Annotated in this window: 9 protein-coding genes; all 9 read left to right on the forward strand. The window is 74.9% G+C overall.

Annotation, left to right across the window (positions count from 1 at the left end):
• Positions 1-3 precede the first annotated feature (3 nt).
• The 9 genes from OG858_RS34105 (at position 4) to OG858_RS34145 (ending at position 18,767) form a co-directional block, all read left to right on the forward strand.
• Entirely contained in the window at positions 4-723 is a 720-nt protein-coding gene (locus OG858_RS34105; protein ID WP_319064375.1) for a 2-hydroxychromene-2-carboxylate isomerase, read from the forward strand.
• The gene (locus tag OG858_RS34110; protein WP_328544171.1) at positions 720-2,174 is read left to right on the forward strand and encodes a condensation domain-containing protein; all 1,455 of its coding nucleotides are present in this window, start codon (positions 720-722) and stop codon (positions 2,172-2,174) included. The genes OG858_RS34105 and OG858_RS34110 overlap by 4 nt, the downstream gene beginning before the upstream one ends.
• Complete coding sequence (locus tag OG858_RS34115) at positions 2,171-3,424, forward strand: FAD-dependent monooxygenase (protein ID WP_327725095.1); 1,254 nt, start codon at positions 2,171-2,173, stop codon at positions 3,422-3,424. Before OG858_RS34110 ends, OG858_RS34115 begins: the two co-directional genes overlap by 4 nt.
• A 185-nt stretch (positions 3,425-3,609) precedes the next feature.
• Complete coding sequence (locus OG858_RS34120; protein WP_179200817.1) at positions 3,610-3,819, forward strand: MbtH family protein; 210 nt, start codon at positions 3,610-3,612, stop codon at positions 3,817-3,819.
• Positions 3,820-3,851: 32 nt separating this feature from the next.
• The gene (locus OG858_RS34125) at positions 3,852-8,945 is read left to right on the forward strand and encodes a non-ribosomal peptide synthetase (protein WP_328544170.1); all 5,094 of its coding nucleotides are present in this window, start codon (positions 3,852-3,854) and stop codon (positions 8,943-8,945) included.
• Entirely contained in the window at positions 8,942-15,418 is a 6,477-nt protein-coding gene (locus tag OG858_RS34130) for a non-ribosomal peptide synthetase (RefSeq protein WP_328544169.1), read from the forward strand. The genes OG858_RS34125 and OG858_RS34130 overlap by 4 nt, the downstream gene beginning before the upstream one ends.
• A 14-nt stretch (positions 15,419-15,432) precedes the next feature.
• Positions 15,433-16,404 (forward strand): ornithine carbamoyltransferase, encoded by a 972-nt coding sequence (locus OG858_RS34135; RefSeq protein ID WP_086748980.1) that lies wholly within the window; start codon positions 15,433-15,435, stop codon positions 16,402-16,404.
• Positions 16,401-17,822: an MFS transporter gene (locus OG858_RS34140; protein WP_328544168.1), complete on the forward strand. Its 1,422-nt coding sequence runs from the start codon at positions 16,401-16,403 to the stop codon at positions 17,820-17,822. The genes OG858_RS34135 and OG858_RS34140 overlap by 4 nt, the downstream gene beginning before the upstream one ends.
• Positions 17,823-17,975: 153 nt before the next feature.
• Positions 17,976-18,767 (forward strand): Tat pathway signal sequence domain protein, encoded by a 792-nt coding sequence (locus OG858_RS34145; protein WP_327745044.1) that lies wholly within the window; start codon positions 17,976-17,978, stop codon positions 18,765-18,767.
• Positions 18,768-18,787: the final 20 nt, after the last annotated feature.

Here is an 18,787-nt window from a genome sequence, read left to right on the forward strand (position 1 = left end):
GCCATGCCACGCGCCGCCCGGCCGCCGCGCTTCTACTTCAACCTGCGCAGCCCCTACAACTTCTTCGCGCTGCGCGAGCTGCGCGAGAACCACCCCGGCCTGCTCGACCGGCTGGAGTGGCGGCCCTTCTGGGAGCCCGACGAGACCAGCCGGAAGCTGCTGGCCGAGGCGGGCGCCGAGTTCCCCTATGTCCCGATGTCCCGGGCCAAGCAGTTCTACATCCTGCGGGACGTGCGCCGGCTCGCCGCGGCCCGCGGGCTCACCCTGACCTGGCCGGTGGACGCCGACCCGTGGTGGGAGCCCGCACACCTGACGTGGTTCCTCGCCGAGCGCCGGGGCCTGGGCCAGGCGTGGGTGGAGCGGGCGGGCAGCGCCCGCTGGCTGGAGGGCCGCGACCTCTGCGATCCGGCCACCGTGCGCGAACTGGCCGCCTCCATCGGCCTGGACGCCGGAGAGGTCGGCGCCGCCACCGACGACCCGGAGATCCGGGCGCAGGGCGCCAAGGCCCTGGTGGACGTTTCCCGCGACGGCGTGTTCGGGGTGCCGTACTTCATCCACGGCTCGGAGCCCTTCTGGGGCCTGGACCGGGTCGCCGACTTCGCGGCGACCTTCCCCGAGCACGCCCCGGCGCCCGCCGCGGAGAACCCCGAGCCCGCCGAGCCGGGCCTCGCCCTCGTCGGCGGCCCCGCCTCCGACCTGAGCCACGCGGGAGGCTGCGGATGAGCACCGCCGTGCCCGCCCTGCCGCTGACCTCGATCCAGGAGGCGATGTGGACCGCGTACCGCATCGCCCCGGACAGCGCCGCCTACAACATCGTGATGCCGCTGCGGCTGAGCGGCCGGGTCGACCCTGTCGCCATGGACGCCGCCGTCACCGCGGTCGGCGAACGCCAGGAGCTGCTGCGCTCCGTCTTCGCCGAAGCTGGCGGACGCCCGGTCCGTATCGCCTCCGACGCACCCGTCGTACGGCTGGAACTGCGGGACCTCGACGGAATCGACGAGGACGGGCTGCTGCGCGCCGCCGAGGAGGCCGGGGCCCGGCCGTTCCGGCTGGAGTCGGGGACCTTCCGGGTGGTGCTGCTGCGCCGCGCCGACGACGACTGGGCGCTGGTCACCTCCGCCCACCACATCGTCAGCGACTTCACCTCCCGCTGGCTGCTGGTCCGTGACGTCCTCGACGCCTACGCTGCCCACGCCGCCGGCACCGCGCCCGGCTGGCGCCCGCTGAAGGGCTCGTACACCGAGCACGCGGCGGCGGAGCTGGCCCACACCGCCTCCGAGGCCGGTCTGCGGGCCGCTGTCGCCTGGCGGGAGTCGGTCGCCGGATCGGCTCCGGCCGAACTGCCGCTGGACCGGCCGCGCCCCCGGGTGCGCTCGTTGCGCGGCGACACGGTCGTACGGCGGCTCGCCCCCGAGGCCGCCGACGGGATCGGCGCGGCGGCGGGCGCGGCGGGCGTGACACCCTTCGCGTACCTGCTCGCCGTGTTCCAGTCGCTGACCCACCGCTGGACCGGGCAGGACGACTTCCTGCTCGGGGTGCCCGCCTCCAGCCGCTCCGGCCGCGGTCAGCGGGACGTGATCGGCTGCTTCCTCAACACCATCCCGGTGCGAGCCGAGTTCGGGCCCGGCGCCACCTTCCGGGACGCCGCCGCGCAGGCCGGTGAGCGGATCATGCGGGGCATGCTGGGCGTGCGCTACCCGTGCGGCCTGGCCTTCCCGCAGGCCACCCTGTTCCGCGCCGCGCTGTTCCTGGTCCACATGGACCGCATGGAACCGCCGGTGCCCAACGTGCTGCCGGGCCAGGCGGTCGGCCGTGTCATCCCGTACGCCGGTCTCGACATCGCCCTGATCGACGTACCGCAGCAGGAGGGCCAGCTGGACCTGCTGCTGCGTATCGAGCAGACCCCCGAGGGCGTGACCGCGGTCTTCTCCTACGACACCGACGTCCTGGACCGGACGACCGTCGAGCGGTTCGCGGACGGCTATGAGCGGATGCTCACGGCCGCCGTACGGGACCCGGACGCCCGGATCACGGATGTCGAACTGGCCGCCGACGCCGACCTGGACGCCGTGCTCGCCCTCGGCTCCGGCGAGACCGGCGCCTTCGACGACTTCAACTCATTCAACTCCTTCAACTCCTTCGACTCCTTCGAGAAGGCATGGGACCACCGATGACCACCACCACGATCGCGGTGATCGGCGCGGGCATCGGCGGACTCACCGCCGCCGCGGCCCTGCACCGCCGCGGCATCGACGTCCACGTCTACGAGCGGGGCGACACCCTGCGCGAACAGGGCGTCGGCATGCACCTGGGCCCCAACGGCACCCGGCTGCTGACCCGCATGGGCCTGGCCGGACAGCTCGCCCGGAAGGCGGTGCGGCCCGAGGCCCTGGAGGTCCGCGCCTTCCACGACGGCTCCACGGTGGCGCGGCAGGAGATGGGCGTCGCCTGGGAGGAGCGGTTCGGGGCCCCCTACCTGACAGTGCACCGCGGCGACCTGCACCGGATGCTCGCCTCGCTGCTGCCCGCCGAGCGGGTGCACACCGGGCGTGAGCTGACCGGCTACGAGGAGGGCTCCAAGGGCGTCACGCTCCGGTTCGCCAACGGCACGGTCGCCCGGGCCTCCGCGCTGATCGGCGCGGACGGCGTGCACTCCCTGGTCCGCCGTCGGCTGGCCGGGCCCGAGCGGCCCGTGTACTCCGGCAACAGCGCGCTGCGGGGTCTGGTGGACGCGGCCGTGCTGCCGGACCTCGACCCCGCGCTGATGTACATGTTCGCGGGCCCCGCCGGGCGCGTACTGCTCTACCCGGTCCGCGGCGGACGGCAGTTCACCTACGTCGCCGTCGCCCCGGCGCCCGAGGGGCTCGACGAGTCCTGGACGAGCGCGGCCGGGCCCGCCGACCTCGACGCGACGCTGGCCGGATGGGCGCCGCAGGTGCGGGCCCTCGTCGGCGCGGCGCGGGAGGTGCGCCGCTGGGCGCTGTACGACCGGGCGCCGCTGGAGCGGTGGAGCACCGCCCGCACCACGCTGCTCGGCGACGCGGCCCACCCGATGCTCCCGCACCACGGACAGGGAGCCAACCAGGCCATCGAGGACGGGGTGGCACTCGCGATCTGCCTCAAGGAGGAGACATCGGGAGCCGCGGGCATCGCCGCCGCGCTCCGCCGCTATGAAGCGACCCGCCGGCCGCACACGACCCGAGTGCAGCTGGGTTCACGGGACGGACAGCCCACCACAGAGAAGAGGAACCCCTCTATGAACAACAACCTCAACAACAACGCGAACAGCAACCGCAACGGCAACGGCAACAGCAACGTCAACAACCAGGCCGCCAACATGGCGTGGGTCCTCGCCAACGACGTCGAGGCCAACCTGAACAACTACAACCGGAACAACAACAACCTGAACAGCAACGCCGCCTGATTGCTCGTCAGCGACGAGTCCAGGGCAGGCAACCACGAGCCCCCGGCGCCCCTCGGCGCCGGGGGCTCGCCCCTGTCCACGGTGTCCTCGGCGAGCGTATAGGCGGCCGATAAACCCCCGATAGCGCTGCGTTCAACCATGGGCCACACCTCACCGCGCAGAAGGGATACCCCATGACTGAACACATGAGCGACGAAGACGTGTACCGCGTCGTGCTCAACGACGAGGAGCAGTACTCGATCTGGTGGGCCGACCGAGCCCTGCCCGCCGGCTGGCACGCCGAGGGCACCGAGGGCAGCCGCGCGGAGTGCCTGGAGCGCATCAACGTCCTGTGGACCGACCTGCGCCCGCTGAGCCTGCGCCGCCGCATGGCCGAGGCCGGCGCCGGCAGCTGATCCGCACCGCCGATCCCGATGGAGGAGAGATCGTGAACGAGCCTGCGAAGTCGGGACGCGTCCCCGGCCATCTACTGATACTCCCGCTGTTCCGCGCCCAGGCCGCCCGCACCCCGGCCGCACCCGCCGTCGTCCGCGCCGACGGCACCGCCGTCACCTATGCCGAACTGGGCGCGCTCGCCGACCGGTTCGCGGCCGGGCTGCGGTCGGCCGGGGTACGTCCCGGCGACTTCGTCGGGGTGTGCCTGCGCCGCGGCCCGGAACTGGTCGCCGCGTTCCTCGGCGTCTGGCTCGCGGGCGCGGCGTACGTGCCGCTGGACCCGCGGCACCCTGCGGCCCGCCTGGCGGCGGTCCTCGCGGACACCGGCGACCCGGTCGTCCTCGCCGAGCGGGCCACCGCCGACAGCCTGCCCGGCACCGTCCGCACGCTGACCGTGGAGGGGATCCAGGGCGTCCAGGGCGCCGAGAGCGCCGAGAGCGCCGAGAGCGCCGAGGGCGAACTGCATCACGAGGGAGTGCAGTTCGCGGCCGACGCCGACCGGCCCGCCTATGTCCTGCACACCTCCGGCTCCACCGGCCGCCCCAAGGGCGTGCTCGTGCCGCACGGCGGGATCGCCAACCGGGTGCGCTGGCTGGCGCACCGGCACCGGGTCGGCGCGGGCGACCGCATGCTGCTGAAGACGACCGTCGGCTTCGACGCCGCCGGCCTCGAACTGTTCTCCCCCCTGATCGCGGGCGGCACCGTGGTGCTCGCCCCCGAGGGCGCCGAGCGCGACCCGGCCGCCCTGCTGCGGGCCGTCACCGACGGCGGCGTGACGATCCTGCAGGGCGTACCGTCCGTCTACCGCCGCCTCGTCGAGGAGCCCGGCTGGGAACGCGCAGGCGCACTGCGCCTGCTCTTCAGCGCCGGAGAGCCGCTCCATGCCGAGCTGTGCCGTGCCCTGCACGAGCGGGTGCCCGGGGCGGAGATCTGGAACACCTACGGGCCCACCGAGGCGTCCGTCGACATCACCGAGCACCGCTGGGACCCGGCCCAGGACACCGGCGCCGTGCCGATCGGGCGGCCCATCGGCAACATGCGCGTCCTCGTCCTGGACCAGGCCGGGCGCCCGGTGCCCGTCGGCGTCCCCGGCGAACTGCACGCGGGAGGGGTCGGTCTCGCCCTCGGCTACCTCGGCCGCCCCGACCACAGCGCCGAGCGCTTCGTGCCCGACCCGCACCGGCCGGGCGCCCGCCTCTACCGCACCGGCGACCGGGCGCGCTGGCGGACCGACGGCGTCCTGGAGTATCTGGGCCGCCTGGACCACCAGGTCAAGGTCAACGGCGTCCGGATCGAGCCCGGCGAGGTCGAGGCCGCGCTCGCCGCCCACCCATGGGTGCGGGCCGCCGTGGCCGCCGCTGTGCCCGACGGCCGCGGAGGACACCGGCTGGTCGCCTGGGTGCAGTCGCGCGGCGAGCCGCTCGGCCCGCAGGAGCTGCGCGCCTTCCTGCGCCGCTCGCTGCCGGAGCCGCTGGTGCCGACCGCCTACGTGCCGGTCACCGAGTTCTCGCTCACCCCCAACGGCAAGATCGACCGGTCCGCGCTGCCGGATCCGGCCGACGCCGCCGCCGAGACCGCGCACATCCCGGTCCGCACCCCCGCCGAGCGGGTCGTCGCCGAGGAGTGGGCGCGGCTGACCGATACCCCGGCCGCCGAGATCGGCGCCACCCACGACTTCTTCCAGCTCGGCGGCTCCTCGCTGATGCTCAACCAGCTCGCGGCCGGCCTGTCCCGGGCCGCCGGACGGCACCTCCCGGCGACCGCGCTGCTGACCGCCACCACCGTGGAGCAGCAGGCCGCGCTGCTCACCGCCGGCCGGGCGGCGGACGACACCGCCGTACCCGTGACGCAGCGGTCCGTGACCCCGGTCGCCCGCGACCCGCACGGCCTGCCGCTCTCGCCCGGCCAGCAGAGCATGTGGCTGCTGGACCGGCTGCGCCCCGGCAGCGCCGAGTGGAACGCGCCGGTCTTCCTCACCCTGCCCGCCGAGTACGACGACACGGTCGTACGCCGGGCGCTCAGCGCGCTCGCCGCCCGCCACGAGATCCTGCGTACCCGCTACCTGCTGCGCGGCACCGAGCCGGTGCAACTCGCCGACCTGCCGGCCGAGTGGGACGTCCGCTTCGCCCGCGCCGACACCGCGGACGAGCTGAACGCGCTGGTGGAGGCCGACTTCGCCGTCCCCTTCGACCTGGCGCGGGGGCCGGTGCGCCGGGCCCTCGCGGTGCGCGGCCGGGGCACGCTGACCCTGCTGCTGAGCATCCACCACATCGCCTGCGACGGCTGGACCTCCGTCGTCCTGGAACGCGACCTCAAGGCGCTCGCCGAGGCCGTGCACACCGGCACCGACGCGCACCTGCCCGCCCTGCCCGTCCAGTACGCCGACCACGCCGCCCACCGGCGCGCCCGGCTGACCGACACCTTCCTCACGGCCGAACTCGCGCACTGGAAGGACGCCCTGGACGGCATCGCCCCGGTCGACCTGCCCGCCGACCGGCCCCGCCCGGCCACCCGGGACGCGGCCGGCGCCGCGCACACCTTCACCGTGCCGGCCCCGCTCGCCGAGCGGGCCGCCGCGCTAGGCCGCAGCTGCGGGGCCACCCTGCAGCAGACCCTGCTGACCGCGTTCGCCGCACTGGTGGCCCGGTTCAGCGGCAGCTGGGACGTCCCGGTCGGGGTGCCGGTCGCCGGACGGCACGGCGACGAGGTCGCCGAGGTCGCCGGCTACTTCCTGAACACGCTGGTGCTGCGCTGCGACGCGCCTGCCGGCACACCGTTCCGGGAGGCGCTGGTCCGGGTCCGCGACACCGCCCGTAGGGCCTTCGCCCACCAGGAGCTGCCGTTCGACCGGCTGGTGGCGGAGCTGGTCGACACCCGCGACCCGGCCCGCACCCCGCTCTACCAGGTGATGTTCGACCTCCACGAGGAGGGCCGCACCGGCACCGCGGTCGACGCCGGTGACGTGGCCGCCTTCCGCGGCGCCTGGCGCACCGCCCGCACCGACCTGACCTTCGTGCTCCAGCGCCGCCCCGACGGCTCGCTGCTCGGCCTCGCCGAGTACGCCACCGCCCTGTTCGACGCGGCCACCGTCGAGCGGCTGGCCGACTGCTGGATCCGGCTGCTGGAGTCGGTCACCGCCGACCCGGACCGCCGGCTGGCCGACGCCGACCTGCTGCCCCCGCCGCTCCGCGCCGAGCTGCTCGGCCGCGGACCCGGCCGGCCGGAGCCCGGCACGGTCACCGGACCCGAGCGGACCGTCGACGCGGCGATCGCCGCGTCGGCCCGGCGCGCACCGCAGGACACCGCGCTGGTGTGCGGAGGCGAGAGCTGGACGTACGAGCGGCTGGAGCGCCGGGCCGATGCGTTCGCCGCCCGGCTGCGGGCCGCGGGCGCCGGCGAGGGCTCGGTGGTCGCCGGTCTCCTCGGCCGCACCCCCGACCTGGTTGCCGCGTTCCTCGGCGCCTGGCGGGCGGGCGCCGCCTACGTGCCGCTGGACCCGGCCGCCCCGGACGAGCGCACCGCGCACGTCCTGGCGGACGCGGCGGCGGCGGTCCTGGTCACCGACGGCACGCACGCCGCCCGGCTCACGGGCCGCTTCGAAGGCCGGGTACTGGACGTGGGCACGGTCGCGGAGACCACGCAGACCGCTGCCGGTACGCCCGCGCAGCCCGTCCCGGCGGTCGCCGACGACCCCTCCCGCCTCGCCTACCTCATGTACACCTCGGGCTCCACCGGGCGGCCCAAGGGCGTCGCCGTCGAGCACGGCTCGCTGCTCACCATGTTGCGCGCCTCCCAGGCCCACCTGGACTTCGGCCAGGGCCCGGACGACGCCTGGCTGGCGCTGGCGCAGGTCACCTTCGACATCTCCTGCACCGAACTGTTCATGCCACTCGTGGCCGGGGGCCGGCTGGTGCTCGCCCGGGAACATGAGCAGCGAGACCACGCGGCCCAGCTGCGGCTGATCGACGAACACGACGTCAGCCACCTCCAGGTGGCCCCGACGCACTGGCAGCTGCTGCTGGACGCGGGGCTCGGCCACCGTCCGATCGTCGGCCAGACCGGCGGCGAACCCTGCCCGCCCGCGCTGGCCCGCGAACTCTCGCGCCGCCTGATGCGGTTCATCAACGAGTACGGGCTGACCGAGACCACCATCGCCGCCACCCGCTGGGACGCCGACGACGCCGCCACCGGTGTGCCCGTCGGCCGCCCCTACCCGCATGTGACGGCGTACGTCCTCGACGACCGTCTCCAGCCCGTGCCGTACGGCGTCACCGGCGAACTGTGCGTCGGCGGCGACGGACTCGCCCGCGGCTACCACGGCCGCCCCGGCCTGACCGCCGCCGCCTTCGTGCCCGACCCCTACGGTCCCGCCGGGGCGCGGCTGTACCGCACCGGCGACCGGGCCCGGATGCGGCCCGACGGCACCCTGGAGTTCGCGGGCCGCGCCGACGGCCAGGTCAAGATCCGCGGCCGCAGGGTGGAGACCGGCGAGGTGCAGGGCGTCCTCGTCGAGCACCCGGCCGTCGCCCAGGCGTTCGTCACCGTGCACGGCTCCGGGCCCGAGGCCGCCCTGGTCGGCTACTGGACGCCCGCCCCGCACGCCGAGCCGACCACCGACGGCGAGCTGCTCGACCACTGCGCCCGTCGGCTTCCCGACTACATGCTGCCCGCCCTGCTGGTGGGCCTGGAACGGCTGCCGCTGACCCGGCACAACAAGGTCGACACCGCCGCGCTGCCCGTGCCCGACCTGGCCGCCGCGCTCGCCGACGAGCCGTACGGCGCGCCCGAGGGACCGGTCGAGGAGGCCCTCGCCGAGATCTGGTCCGAGGTGCTGTTCGGCGATCCCGCCGCCCGGCCGGTCGGGGCCCGCCAGGGCTTCTTCCGCATCGGCGGCAACTCGGTCCGCGCGGCCCGGGTGATCGCCCGCATCCAGGAGGAGTTCGACGTCGAACTGCCGCTGAGCGCCGTCTTCGAGCGGCCCACCGTGCGCGGCCTCGCCACCGCCGTGGAAGAGGCCGTACGCGCCGAGATCGAATCGCTCACCGAGGCCGAACTGGCCCTCGCCCAACGGGAGTACCAGCCGTGACCGCACCCACCGCACCGAACCGGGAAGAGCTGGCGGCCGAACTGCTGCGCCGCCGGCTGGCAGCCCGCGCCGGAGGCCGCCGCGCGGTCCCGGCCGGAATACCCCGCGCCGACCGCTCGGCACCCCTCGTCCTCTCCGCCGGACAGCGCAGCCTGTGGTTCCTGCACCAGCTCGACCCGGACAGCCCCGAGTACCTGCTGCCGATGGTGTACCGGCTGCGTGGCCCCCTCGACACCGGCGCCCTGCGTCGTGCCTTCGACACGCTGGCCGCCCGCCACGAGATCCTGCGCACCCGATACGTCCTCGACGGCACCGAACCCCGTCAGGTGATCGACCCGGCCGGCCCGGCGGACTTCGCCGTCGTCCGGGGCGCCGACGCCGACGCCGACGCCGACGCCGACGCCGACGCCGACGGCCGCGCCGTCGCCTTCGCGGAGGAACAGGCCGCCCGGCCCATCGACCTCGCGGCCGAACAGCCGCTGCGCGTACGACTGCTGCGGCTCGCCGCGGACGACCACGTGCTGGTCGCGGTGGTGCACCACATCGCCTGCGACGCGATGACCAGACCGCTGCTGTTGTCCGACCTCTCGGCCCTGTACACGGCCGCTGTCGAGGGCCGTGACCCGGCGGGTGCGCTGCCCGAGCCGGCCGTCCAGTACGCCGACTATGCGGCGTGGCTCACCGAGCGGGACAGCTCACCGGCCGCGGCCGCCGACCTGGCCTGGTGGCGGGAGCGGCTGGCCGGGCTGGCCCCGCTCGGGCTGCCCACCGACCGGCCCCGGCCCGCCGTCCGCGACGGCGGCGGCGCCACGACGCGCTTCGAGGTGCCCGCACCCGTCGCGGAGAAACTGCGCGGACTCGCCCGGGACGAGGGCGTCACTGCTTTCATGGTCCTGCTCGGTGCATGGCAGCTGCTGCTCGGCCGCTACGCCGGCACCACCGACGTGTGCGTCGGCACCGCCTCCTCCGGCCGTACCCGGCCCGAGCTGCGCCAGATGGCCGGCTACGCCTACAACACCCTGGCGCTGCGCGCCGCCTGGCGGCCCGGGACGCCGTTCCGCCGCTTCCTCGCCGACAGCCGTACGGCCGTGCTGGCGGCCTTCGACCACCAGGGCACCCCCTTCGACCGGATCGCCGACGAGGTGGAGCCGGAGCGGGACCTGTCCACCACCCCCGTTTTCCAGGTCATGTTCGACCTCGTTTCCGGCGAGGGCGGCCCCGAGGGCCTGGAGCTGCCCGGCGTGACCGTCGCGCCCGTACCGGCCCAGAGCCGCGTCTCCCGCTTCGATCTCACCCTGCACCTGGCCGAACGGCCGGACGGCACCCTGCACGGCAGCCTGGAATACGCCACCGCGCTCTTCGACGCGGCCACCGCCGAGCGGATCACCCGCCACTACCGAACCCTGCTCGCGGCGATCGCCCGGGCCCCCGGCACCCCGGTCGCCGACCTCGACGTCCTGGACGCCGCCGAACGCGCCCTGCTCCTCGACGGCCCGGCCGTCCCCGTGGGCACCGACCGCCCGCTCGAGCTCGCCGCCCTGCGCCCGGTCTTCGAGACGATCGCCGCGCAGATGGCGGCCACCCCGGACGCGCCCGCACTGCGGCACGACGGCACCACCGTCACCTACGCCGAACTCGACGCCCGCGCCGACCGGTTCGCCCGCCGCCTCACCGAGCTGGGTGCCGGTCCCGAGGCCGTCGTCGCCGTCCTCCTCGACCGCGGCCCCGACCTGGTCGCAGCGCTGCTGGGCATCTGGCGGGCGGGCGCCGCCCATCTCCCGGTCGACCCGGCCCACCCGGACGACCGCGTCGCCCACATGCTGGCGACGACCGCGACCACCCTGGCCGTCACCGAAACCCGGTACGCAGGCCGCTTCACCGGCGTCCGCACGGTCGTCGTCGACGACCCCGCCGAACGGGCCGCGCTGAAGGCGGCCGACGCCGAACTGCCCGCCGCCCACGACCTGGACCGGCTCGCCTACGTCATCTACACCTCCGGCTCCACCGGGCGCCCCAAGGGTGTCCTGATCAGCCACCGCGGCCTCGCCAACTACCTGGGCTGGACGGTCCAGGCGTACGCGAGCGCGGGCACCGGGGGAGCGCCGCTGTTCTCCTCCGTCGCCTTCGACCTGGGCATGCCCGACCTGTACGCGCCGCTGATGACCGGGCAGCCGGTGCACCTGCTGCCGCAGGACTTCGACACCGCCGACCTCGGTGACCTGCTCGCGGCAGGCGGACCGTACGCCTTCATCAAACTCACCCCCGGCCATCTCGACCTGCTGGAGCAGCAGTTGAGCCCGGAACAGGTGCGCGGCCTGGCCGGACTCGTCATCGCCGCCGGTGACTCCTTCACCGCCCGGCTCGCCGAACGGTGGGCGACGGCGGCGGGTGAGGGCGGCACCCGGCTGGCCGCCGAGTACGGGCCGACCGAGATCACCGTCGGCAACTCCGCCTACTTCCTCGACGGACCGGTCGCCACCGAGCTGGTCCCCATCGGCCGGGCCGTCCCGCACACCACGATGTACGTCCTGGACGACCGGCTGCGCCCCCTGCCCACCGGCGTCCCCGGCGAGGTGTGGATCGGCGGCACCGGACTGGCACGCGGCTACGCCGGCCGGCCCGACCTGACCGCCGAGCGGTTCGTGCCCGACCCCTACGGCCCGCCCGGCAGCCGCCTCTACCGCTCCGGCGACCTGGCCCGGGTGCTGCCCGACGGCAACCTCGACTTCCTCGCCCGCGTCGACCACCAGGTCAAACTGCGCGGCTACCGCATCGAGTTGGGAGAGGTGGAGGCCGCGCTCACCGCGCACCCGGCCGTCGCCGAGGCCGTCGCGATCGTCCGCGAGGACACCCCGGGCGACAAGCAGCTCGTCGCCTACCTCGTACCGGCCCCCGGCACCGGCGCCGACGACCTCGGCCCGGCCGCCCTGCGCGGACACCTCGGCGCGTCGCTGCCGCCGTACATGCTGCCCTCCGCCTACCTCACCCTGGACGCGCTGCCGCTGACCGGCAACGGCAAGCTCGACCGGCGGGCGCTGCCCGCGCCCGGCCGCGCCGCCACGGCCGTCGGCGCGCACGTCGAGGCCCGCACCGACGCCGAGCGGGCGATGGCCGCCGTATGGGCGCGGGTGCTCGGCCTGGACACCGTCGGGGTGCGCGACAACTTCTTCGACCTGGGCGGCGACTCGCTGCGCGCGGTCGGACTGGTCGGGGCGCTGCGCGCGGCCGGCTGGGAGACCAGCGTCCGCGACGTCTTCGAGCACCGGACCGTCGAACGCCTGGCAACGGCCGTCGCCCGCACCGGCGCCCCGGCCGCCGACACGCCCCGGACCGTCGCACGGTTCGCGCTGATCGACGCCGCCGACCGGGCGGACCTGCCCGCCGACGTCACCGACGCCTACCCGGTCTCGCGCATCCAGGCCGGGATGCTCGTCGAGATGCACGGCGGCAGCGGCGAGAACCGCTACCACAACATCACCTCCTTCCGGATCCGCGACGAACTCCCCTTCGACCCGGCCGCGTTCCAGCGGGCCGCCGACCTGATCGTCGAGCGGCACGAGGTGATGCGCACCTCCTTCGCCCTGGCCGGGTACTCCCAGCCGCTCCAGCTGGTGCACGCCGCCGCGCACATGCCCGTCGTCCACGAGGACCTGCGCCACCTCCCCGAGGACGCCCGCCGACAGGCGCTGTGGGACTTCGCCGACCGGGACCGGGCCGAGCTGTTCGACCTGACCCGGGCACCGCTGATGCGGATGGCCGTGCACCTCCTGGACGACGAGAGCTGGTGGCTGTCGATCACCGAGTGCCACCCCGTCATCGAGGGCTGGAGCTACCACTCCCAGCTGATGGAGATGCTCCGCGCCTACCGTGCCCTGCGCACCGGCGGCGAGCCCGCCCCCGCGCCGCCGGCGCCAGCCGTCCGCTACGCCGACTTCATCGCCGGTGAGCTGCGCGCCCTCGACGACCCGGCCGACCAGGAGTTCTGGCGCGGGATCGTCGAGGGACACGACAAGTTCACCCTGCCGCCCGGCTGGGCGGGCGACCCCACGGGCCCCGACGAGCGCTACCGCATCGACCTGCCGCTGACCGACCTGGAACCCGGCCTGCGCGCCCTGGCGACCGCCGCCGAGGTGCCCTACAAGAGCGTGCTGCACGCCGCGCACAGCAAGGTTCTGTCGCTGCTGACCCGCTCCGCGGCCTTCCGCGGCGGCATGGTCGTCGACGCCCGGCCCGAGGAGGCCGGCGCCGAGACCGTCTCCGGCATGTACCTCAACTCGGTGCCCTTCCCCTACGAGCGGACCGCCCGCACCTGGGGCGAACTGGCCAGGCAGGTCTTCGCGCACGAGGTCGCGCTGTGGCCGCACCGCCGCTACCCGATGCCCGCGATGCGGGTGCCCGGCGGCGAGGCCCACCTGATCGACGTGCTCTTCCACTACCTGGACTTCCACCAGGTCGACACCGAGCTGATCGACATCATGGCCAGCCGCGACGACAGCCCCAACGAGTTCCCCGTGGTCGTCGGCACCCCCGTCCGCGGCCACCTCTCCCTCGCCTCCCGCACCCGCACCTTCTCCCGGTCCGCCGCCGACCGGCTGGCCGGGCTGTACCGCGCGGTGCTCACCGAGATGGCCCGCGCGGGCGCCGACGGCGACAGCACCGGCGCCTTCCCCGACCGTTACGAACGCGTCCGCCTCAAGGCGCCCGCCCTGCCCCACCCCGAGACCCCCGCCGACGTCCTCGGCGCCTTCGAGGCACAGGCCGCCCGCACCCCGGCGGCCACCGCCCTGCACGGCGAGGACTTCCGCCTCTCCTACGGCGAGCTCGACGCCCGCGCCAACCGGATCGCCCGCCGGCTGCTCGCCCTCGGCGCCGGCGCCGAGACCCGGGTGGCGGTGCTGCTCGACCGTGGCCCGGACCTCGTCACCGCCCTGCTCGGCGTGTGGAAAGCGGGTGCCGTGCAGGTGCCCCTCGACCCGTGCGCGCCGGACCTCCGGTTCGCCGGGACCGCGCCGCGGATCGCCGTCACCCAGCGCTCGTACCGCTTCCGGCTGCCCGTCGCCGAGGTGCTGCTCGCCGAGGACGCCGCCCACGACGGTGACGGCTCGCCGCTCGGCCTGCGGCACGACCCGGACCGGCTCGCCTACGTCCTGCACACCTCCGGCTCCACCGGCACCCCCAAGGCCGTCGAGGTCTCCCACCGGGCCCTCGCGCACTACCTCGACTGGGCCGTACGGCAGTACACCGAGGCCGGCCGCGGCGGAGCGCCCTGGTTCACCCCGGTCGGCTTCGACCTCGGGATGCCCGCGCTGTACGCGCCGCTGATGACCGGGCAGCCGGTACGGGTGCTGCCGCAGAGGTACGCCACGGCCGAGTTAGGGCCGCTGCTGCTGCGGGGCGCGCCGTACGCGTTCGTCGGCCTGACGCCGGGCCATCTGGCGCTGCTGGAACACCAGCTGACCGACCGGGAACTGGCCGGGCTGGCCGGGCTCGCGGTCTGCGCCGGGGACGCCTACCCCACCGCGCAGGCCGACCGGGTCGCCGCTCGGATCCGCGCCGGCGGCGGGGGCATGTCCCTCGGCGCCGAGTACGGGCCCACCGAGGCCACCGTCGCCGCCACCTACGGCCCCGTGCGCGCCCGGTCCGGTCGGGCCCTGGTCCCGCTCGGCGCCCCGCTGCCCGGCGTCCTGGTCCGCGTCCTCGACGCGGAGCTGCGACCCGTGCCCGACGGCGTCACCGGCGAGGTGTTCCTCGGCGGCGACGGACTCGCCCGCGGCTACGGCGGCCGTCCCGACCTGACCGCGCTCGCCTTCCGGCCCGACCCGTACGGACGGCCCGGCAGCCGTCTCTACCGCACCGGCGACCTGGCCCGGCGACTGCCGGGCGGGCTCCTGGAGTTCGCGGGCCGCACCGACAGCCAGGTGAAGATCCGCGGCCACCGCGTGGAGCCCGGTGAGGCCGAGGCCGCCCTCACCGCTGACCCGGCTGTACGGGAAGCGCTGGTCACGGCCGTCCCGGCCGCCGACGGCGGGAAGCGGCTCGCCGCCTGGGTGGTGCCCGCCGAGGGCCGCACCGTGGCGGTGGCCGCGCTCCGGGACCGGCTGCGCACCCTCCTGCCCGCCGCGCTCGTCCCGGCCGTAGTCGAGGTCGTCGCCGCCCTGCCGCTCACCCGCAACGGCAAACGCGACCGGGCCGCCGTCGTGGCCCGCGAGGCGACCGGCGCGGGCGCGGCACCGTACGCGGCACCGCGCACCGCCACCGAACGGCAACTCGCCGCGGTCTGGGCCGAGGTGCTCGGCCTCGAACGGGTCGGCGTCGACGACGACTTCCGCGAACTGGGCGGAGACTCGCTGCTCGTGCCGCCGCTGCTGGTCGCCGCCCGCCGCGCGGGCCTCGCTCTCGACCTGGCCACGGCCCTGCGCCACCACACCGTCGCGCGGCTCGCCGCCGCCCTGGACCACTCCACAACCAGCTAGGGAAGGCTGATCCCATGGACGTCCGCCGGGACGTGCGCCACCTCATCTCCGTCGACGACCTCACCGACCACGAACTGCACCGCGTCGTCGCACGCGGCGCCGCGTTCTCCGCCGGCCTCGCCGACCCGGTCCGCCCGCTGGACGGCCTGGTCACCGGGGTCTACTTCGCCAAGACCTCCACCCGCACCCGGACCGCCTTCTCCTCCGGCGCGCTGCGCCTGGGCGCCTCCCTCGTCTCCTACGGGCCCGGCGACCTCCAGCTCAACACCGGCGAGACCACCGAGGACACCGGCCGGGTGCTGTCCGGCATGCTCGACGTGCTGGTGGCCCGCACCGCGGGACCGGAGGAGGAACTGCGCGGCTGGGCGAGCCAGCATCGGATGGCCGTCGTCAACGCCATGAGCGCCGAGGAGCACCCCACCCAGGCGCTGACCGACCTGACCACCCTGCTCCGGCACTTCGGCCGCATCGAAGGCCTGCGCGTCCTCTACGCCGGAGAGGGCAACAACACCGCGGCGGCCCTCGCCCTGGCCCTCAGCCGCTACCCCGGCGTTCACCTCGACCTGCGCACCCCGCCCGGCTACGGGCTCACCGCGTCCGTCGCCGCGCGGGCCGCGGCCCACGCCGTCCGCAGCGGCGCCCGGATCACCGAGCGGCACGACATGGCCGCCCTCGCGGGGGAGTACGACGTCATCTACACCACCCGCTGGCAGACCACCGGCACCAGCAAGCCGGACGCGGACTGGCGGGAGATCTTCGCGCCGTTCCAGGTCGGCCCGTGGCTATGGGACGGCTCGCCCCGCGCCGTCTTCATGCACGACCTGCCGGCCCACCGCGGCGAGGAGGTCACGGCGGACGTCCTGGACGGCCCGGCGAGCATCGCCTTCGCGCAGGCCACCAACAAGATGCACAGCGCCATGGCGGTCCTGGAGCACACATGCGCCCCGCTGACGGCCCGGGTGCCCGAGATCGCTGCCGCCCGATGAGCGGTACCACGCGTCCGGCCACGGACCCCTCGGAAGTGCCGTGGCTGATGGCGGAGGAGGCGCGCGACGGGAGCGAGAGCAGGGCGGGTACGGTCACCGAGGCGCCCGAGCCGACACCTGGGCCCGCACCGGAGCCGGCGGCTGCCGAGTCCGCGCCCCCGCACCTGCCCCTGCGCCGCAACCGGGACTTCACCCTGCTGTGGGGCGGCGCCGGGCTGTCGCTGCTGGCCGGGCGGGCGACCGCCGTGGCGTATCCGCTGACCGTGCTGTGGGCCACCGGATCGCCAGGGGACGCCGGACTGGTCGGCACCGCGCTGCTGCTGCCCATGCTGCTGATGCAGCTGCCGGGAGGGGTGCTCGTCGACCGCTACGACCGGCGGCGCATCATGATCGGCGCCGGGCTCGGCCAGCTACTGATCGCCGTCGTGGTGACCGGGCTGCTGCTCAGCGGACGCATCTGGCTGTGGGCGCTGCTGGTCGCCGCGTTCACCGAGGGTGCCCTCGGCGTGCTGCACCAGCTCGCCGAACGGGCCGCTGTGCCGGCCGTCGTCCCCCGCGAACAGCTGCCCGCCGCGCTCACCGGCAACGAGGCCCGCACCCGCGGCGCCGCCATCGCCGGACAGCCGCTCGGCAGCGGACTCGTCGCGCTCGGCGCCTCACTGCCCTACGCGGTCGCCGCCGTCAGCCAACTGGCCTCCGTCATATGCCTGTTCGGAGTGCGGGGCAAGCTCCAGCAGAAACGCACCGGACCGCCGGCCCGGCTCGGCACCGAGATCCGCGAGGGCCTGGTGTGGATGTGGCGGCAGCCCTTCCTGCGGGCCGTGATGACCGCCGTCGCCGTCACCAACGTCCTCTTCCAGGGCCTCAACCTGGCCGTGATGGCGGGCATCCAGGAACGGCACGGCACCCCCTTCGAAGTCGGCCTGGTGCTCTCGCTCAGCGGCGTCGGCGGGCTCGTCGGCGCGGTCACCGGCGGCTGGTGGAGCACCCGGTTCCCGCTGCGCACCCTGGTCCTGGGCGGACTGCTCGCCTGGACCGCCTTCATGGTCCCGGTCGCCGCCGCCCTGAACACCCCCATCCTGCTCGGCGCCCTGTTCGCGGCGAGCGGCTACGTCGGCGGCGTCTTCAACGTCGCCGGCGGGGTCCTCCTCGTCCGGGCCGCGCCCGACCAACTGCGCGGTCGCGCCAACTCCCTGGCCAACCTGGTGGGTTCGGGCGCCATGGCGGCCGGGCCGGTCGCCGCCGGCTTCCTCCTGGAGTCCACGGACGCGCTGCGCACCACCCTCGCCCTCAGCGCCGTCATGGCGCTCACGGCACTGGTGGCGCTGGCCTCGCCCGGCCTGCGCGAGGCACCCTTCCCCGAGCCGGGTGCCACCCCCGCCGACGGCCCCGGGAACACCCCTCGGAAGCGTCCCTGAAACCCGTCCGGACACCGGCCCTGACCTGCCAGTTTCCGGTATAGGTCGCCGATAGGGCCGTACGCGAGAGTCGTAGCAGGAAACAGCTGGGCCACCGGCCCGCATCCCCGCCCGGCACACCCCGTGCATCCGCCCCCTGCAAGGAGAACGCGCATGACGCTCAACACCCTGGACCGGAGAAGTGCCCTGCGGGCCGCCCTCGGCGTCGCCGGAGCGACCGCCACGGCGTCCCTCCTCGGCACCACGCCCGCCGAGGCCCACGGCAGCCGACGCCACCCGTCTCTGCCGGAGGTCCCCGGCATGGTCGGTGACCGCTGGGCGAACGAGTTCTGGTACGCGTACGACGAGATGTCGTACTACAACCCGTCCCAGGAGATGAAGGACGCGGTCGGCGCCATCATCGCCCCCTTCGGCGGCTTCACCAAGACGTACGACGCGTGGGTCGCGACCCGCCGGAGCGGCCGCTACCCGCGCAGCTTCGTCGAGCTGATCCAGCCCAACAAGGCCGCCTTCGAGGTCCTCTCCCGCGAGCAGATCAAGGTCTACGACCGGTTCTACGGCAACGACCCACGCGGGCTGGTCTCCGCCTTCCAGGAGTTCGGCCAGGGCACCCTGTTCGACCCGCGCAGCCCGGTCGGCCAGAAGGTCCACATGATGAACTACACGCCGCCGTCGCCCACCCACGCCTACCACCGCTGGCACCCCTTCCTGGTCGGCTTCGCGCTCCTGGGCATCGAACGTCGCTACTGGACCCACATCAACCGCCTCGTCGGCACCGCCTGGGAGCTCCAGTCGCTGGCCCAGCCGATCACGGACCGCCCGGACAATCCGCACCTGCCGCGGCGCACCGTCCGGAACGTCACCGCCAAATGGCTGTGCCGCGACCGCCAGGAACTCGACACGGCCTTCGACGTGTGGCCCTTCCCGGTCGACCTCGGCAAGTAGCCGCCCGTACCGCTCGCATC

The sequence above is a fragment of the Streptomyces europaeiscabiei genome, assembly GCF_036346855.1.
GTDB classification, from domain to species: Bacteria; Actinomycetota; Actinomycetes; order Streptomycetales; family Streptomycetaceae; genus Streptomyces; species Streptomyces europaeiscabiei.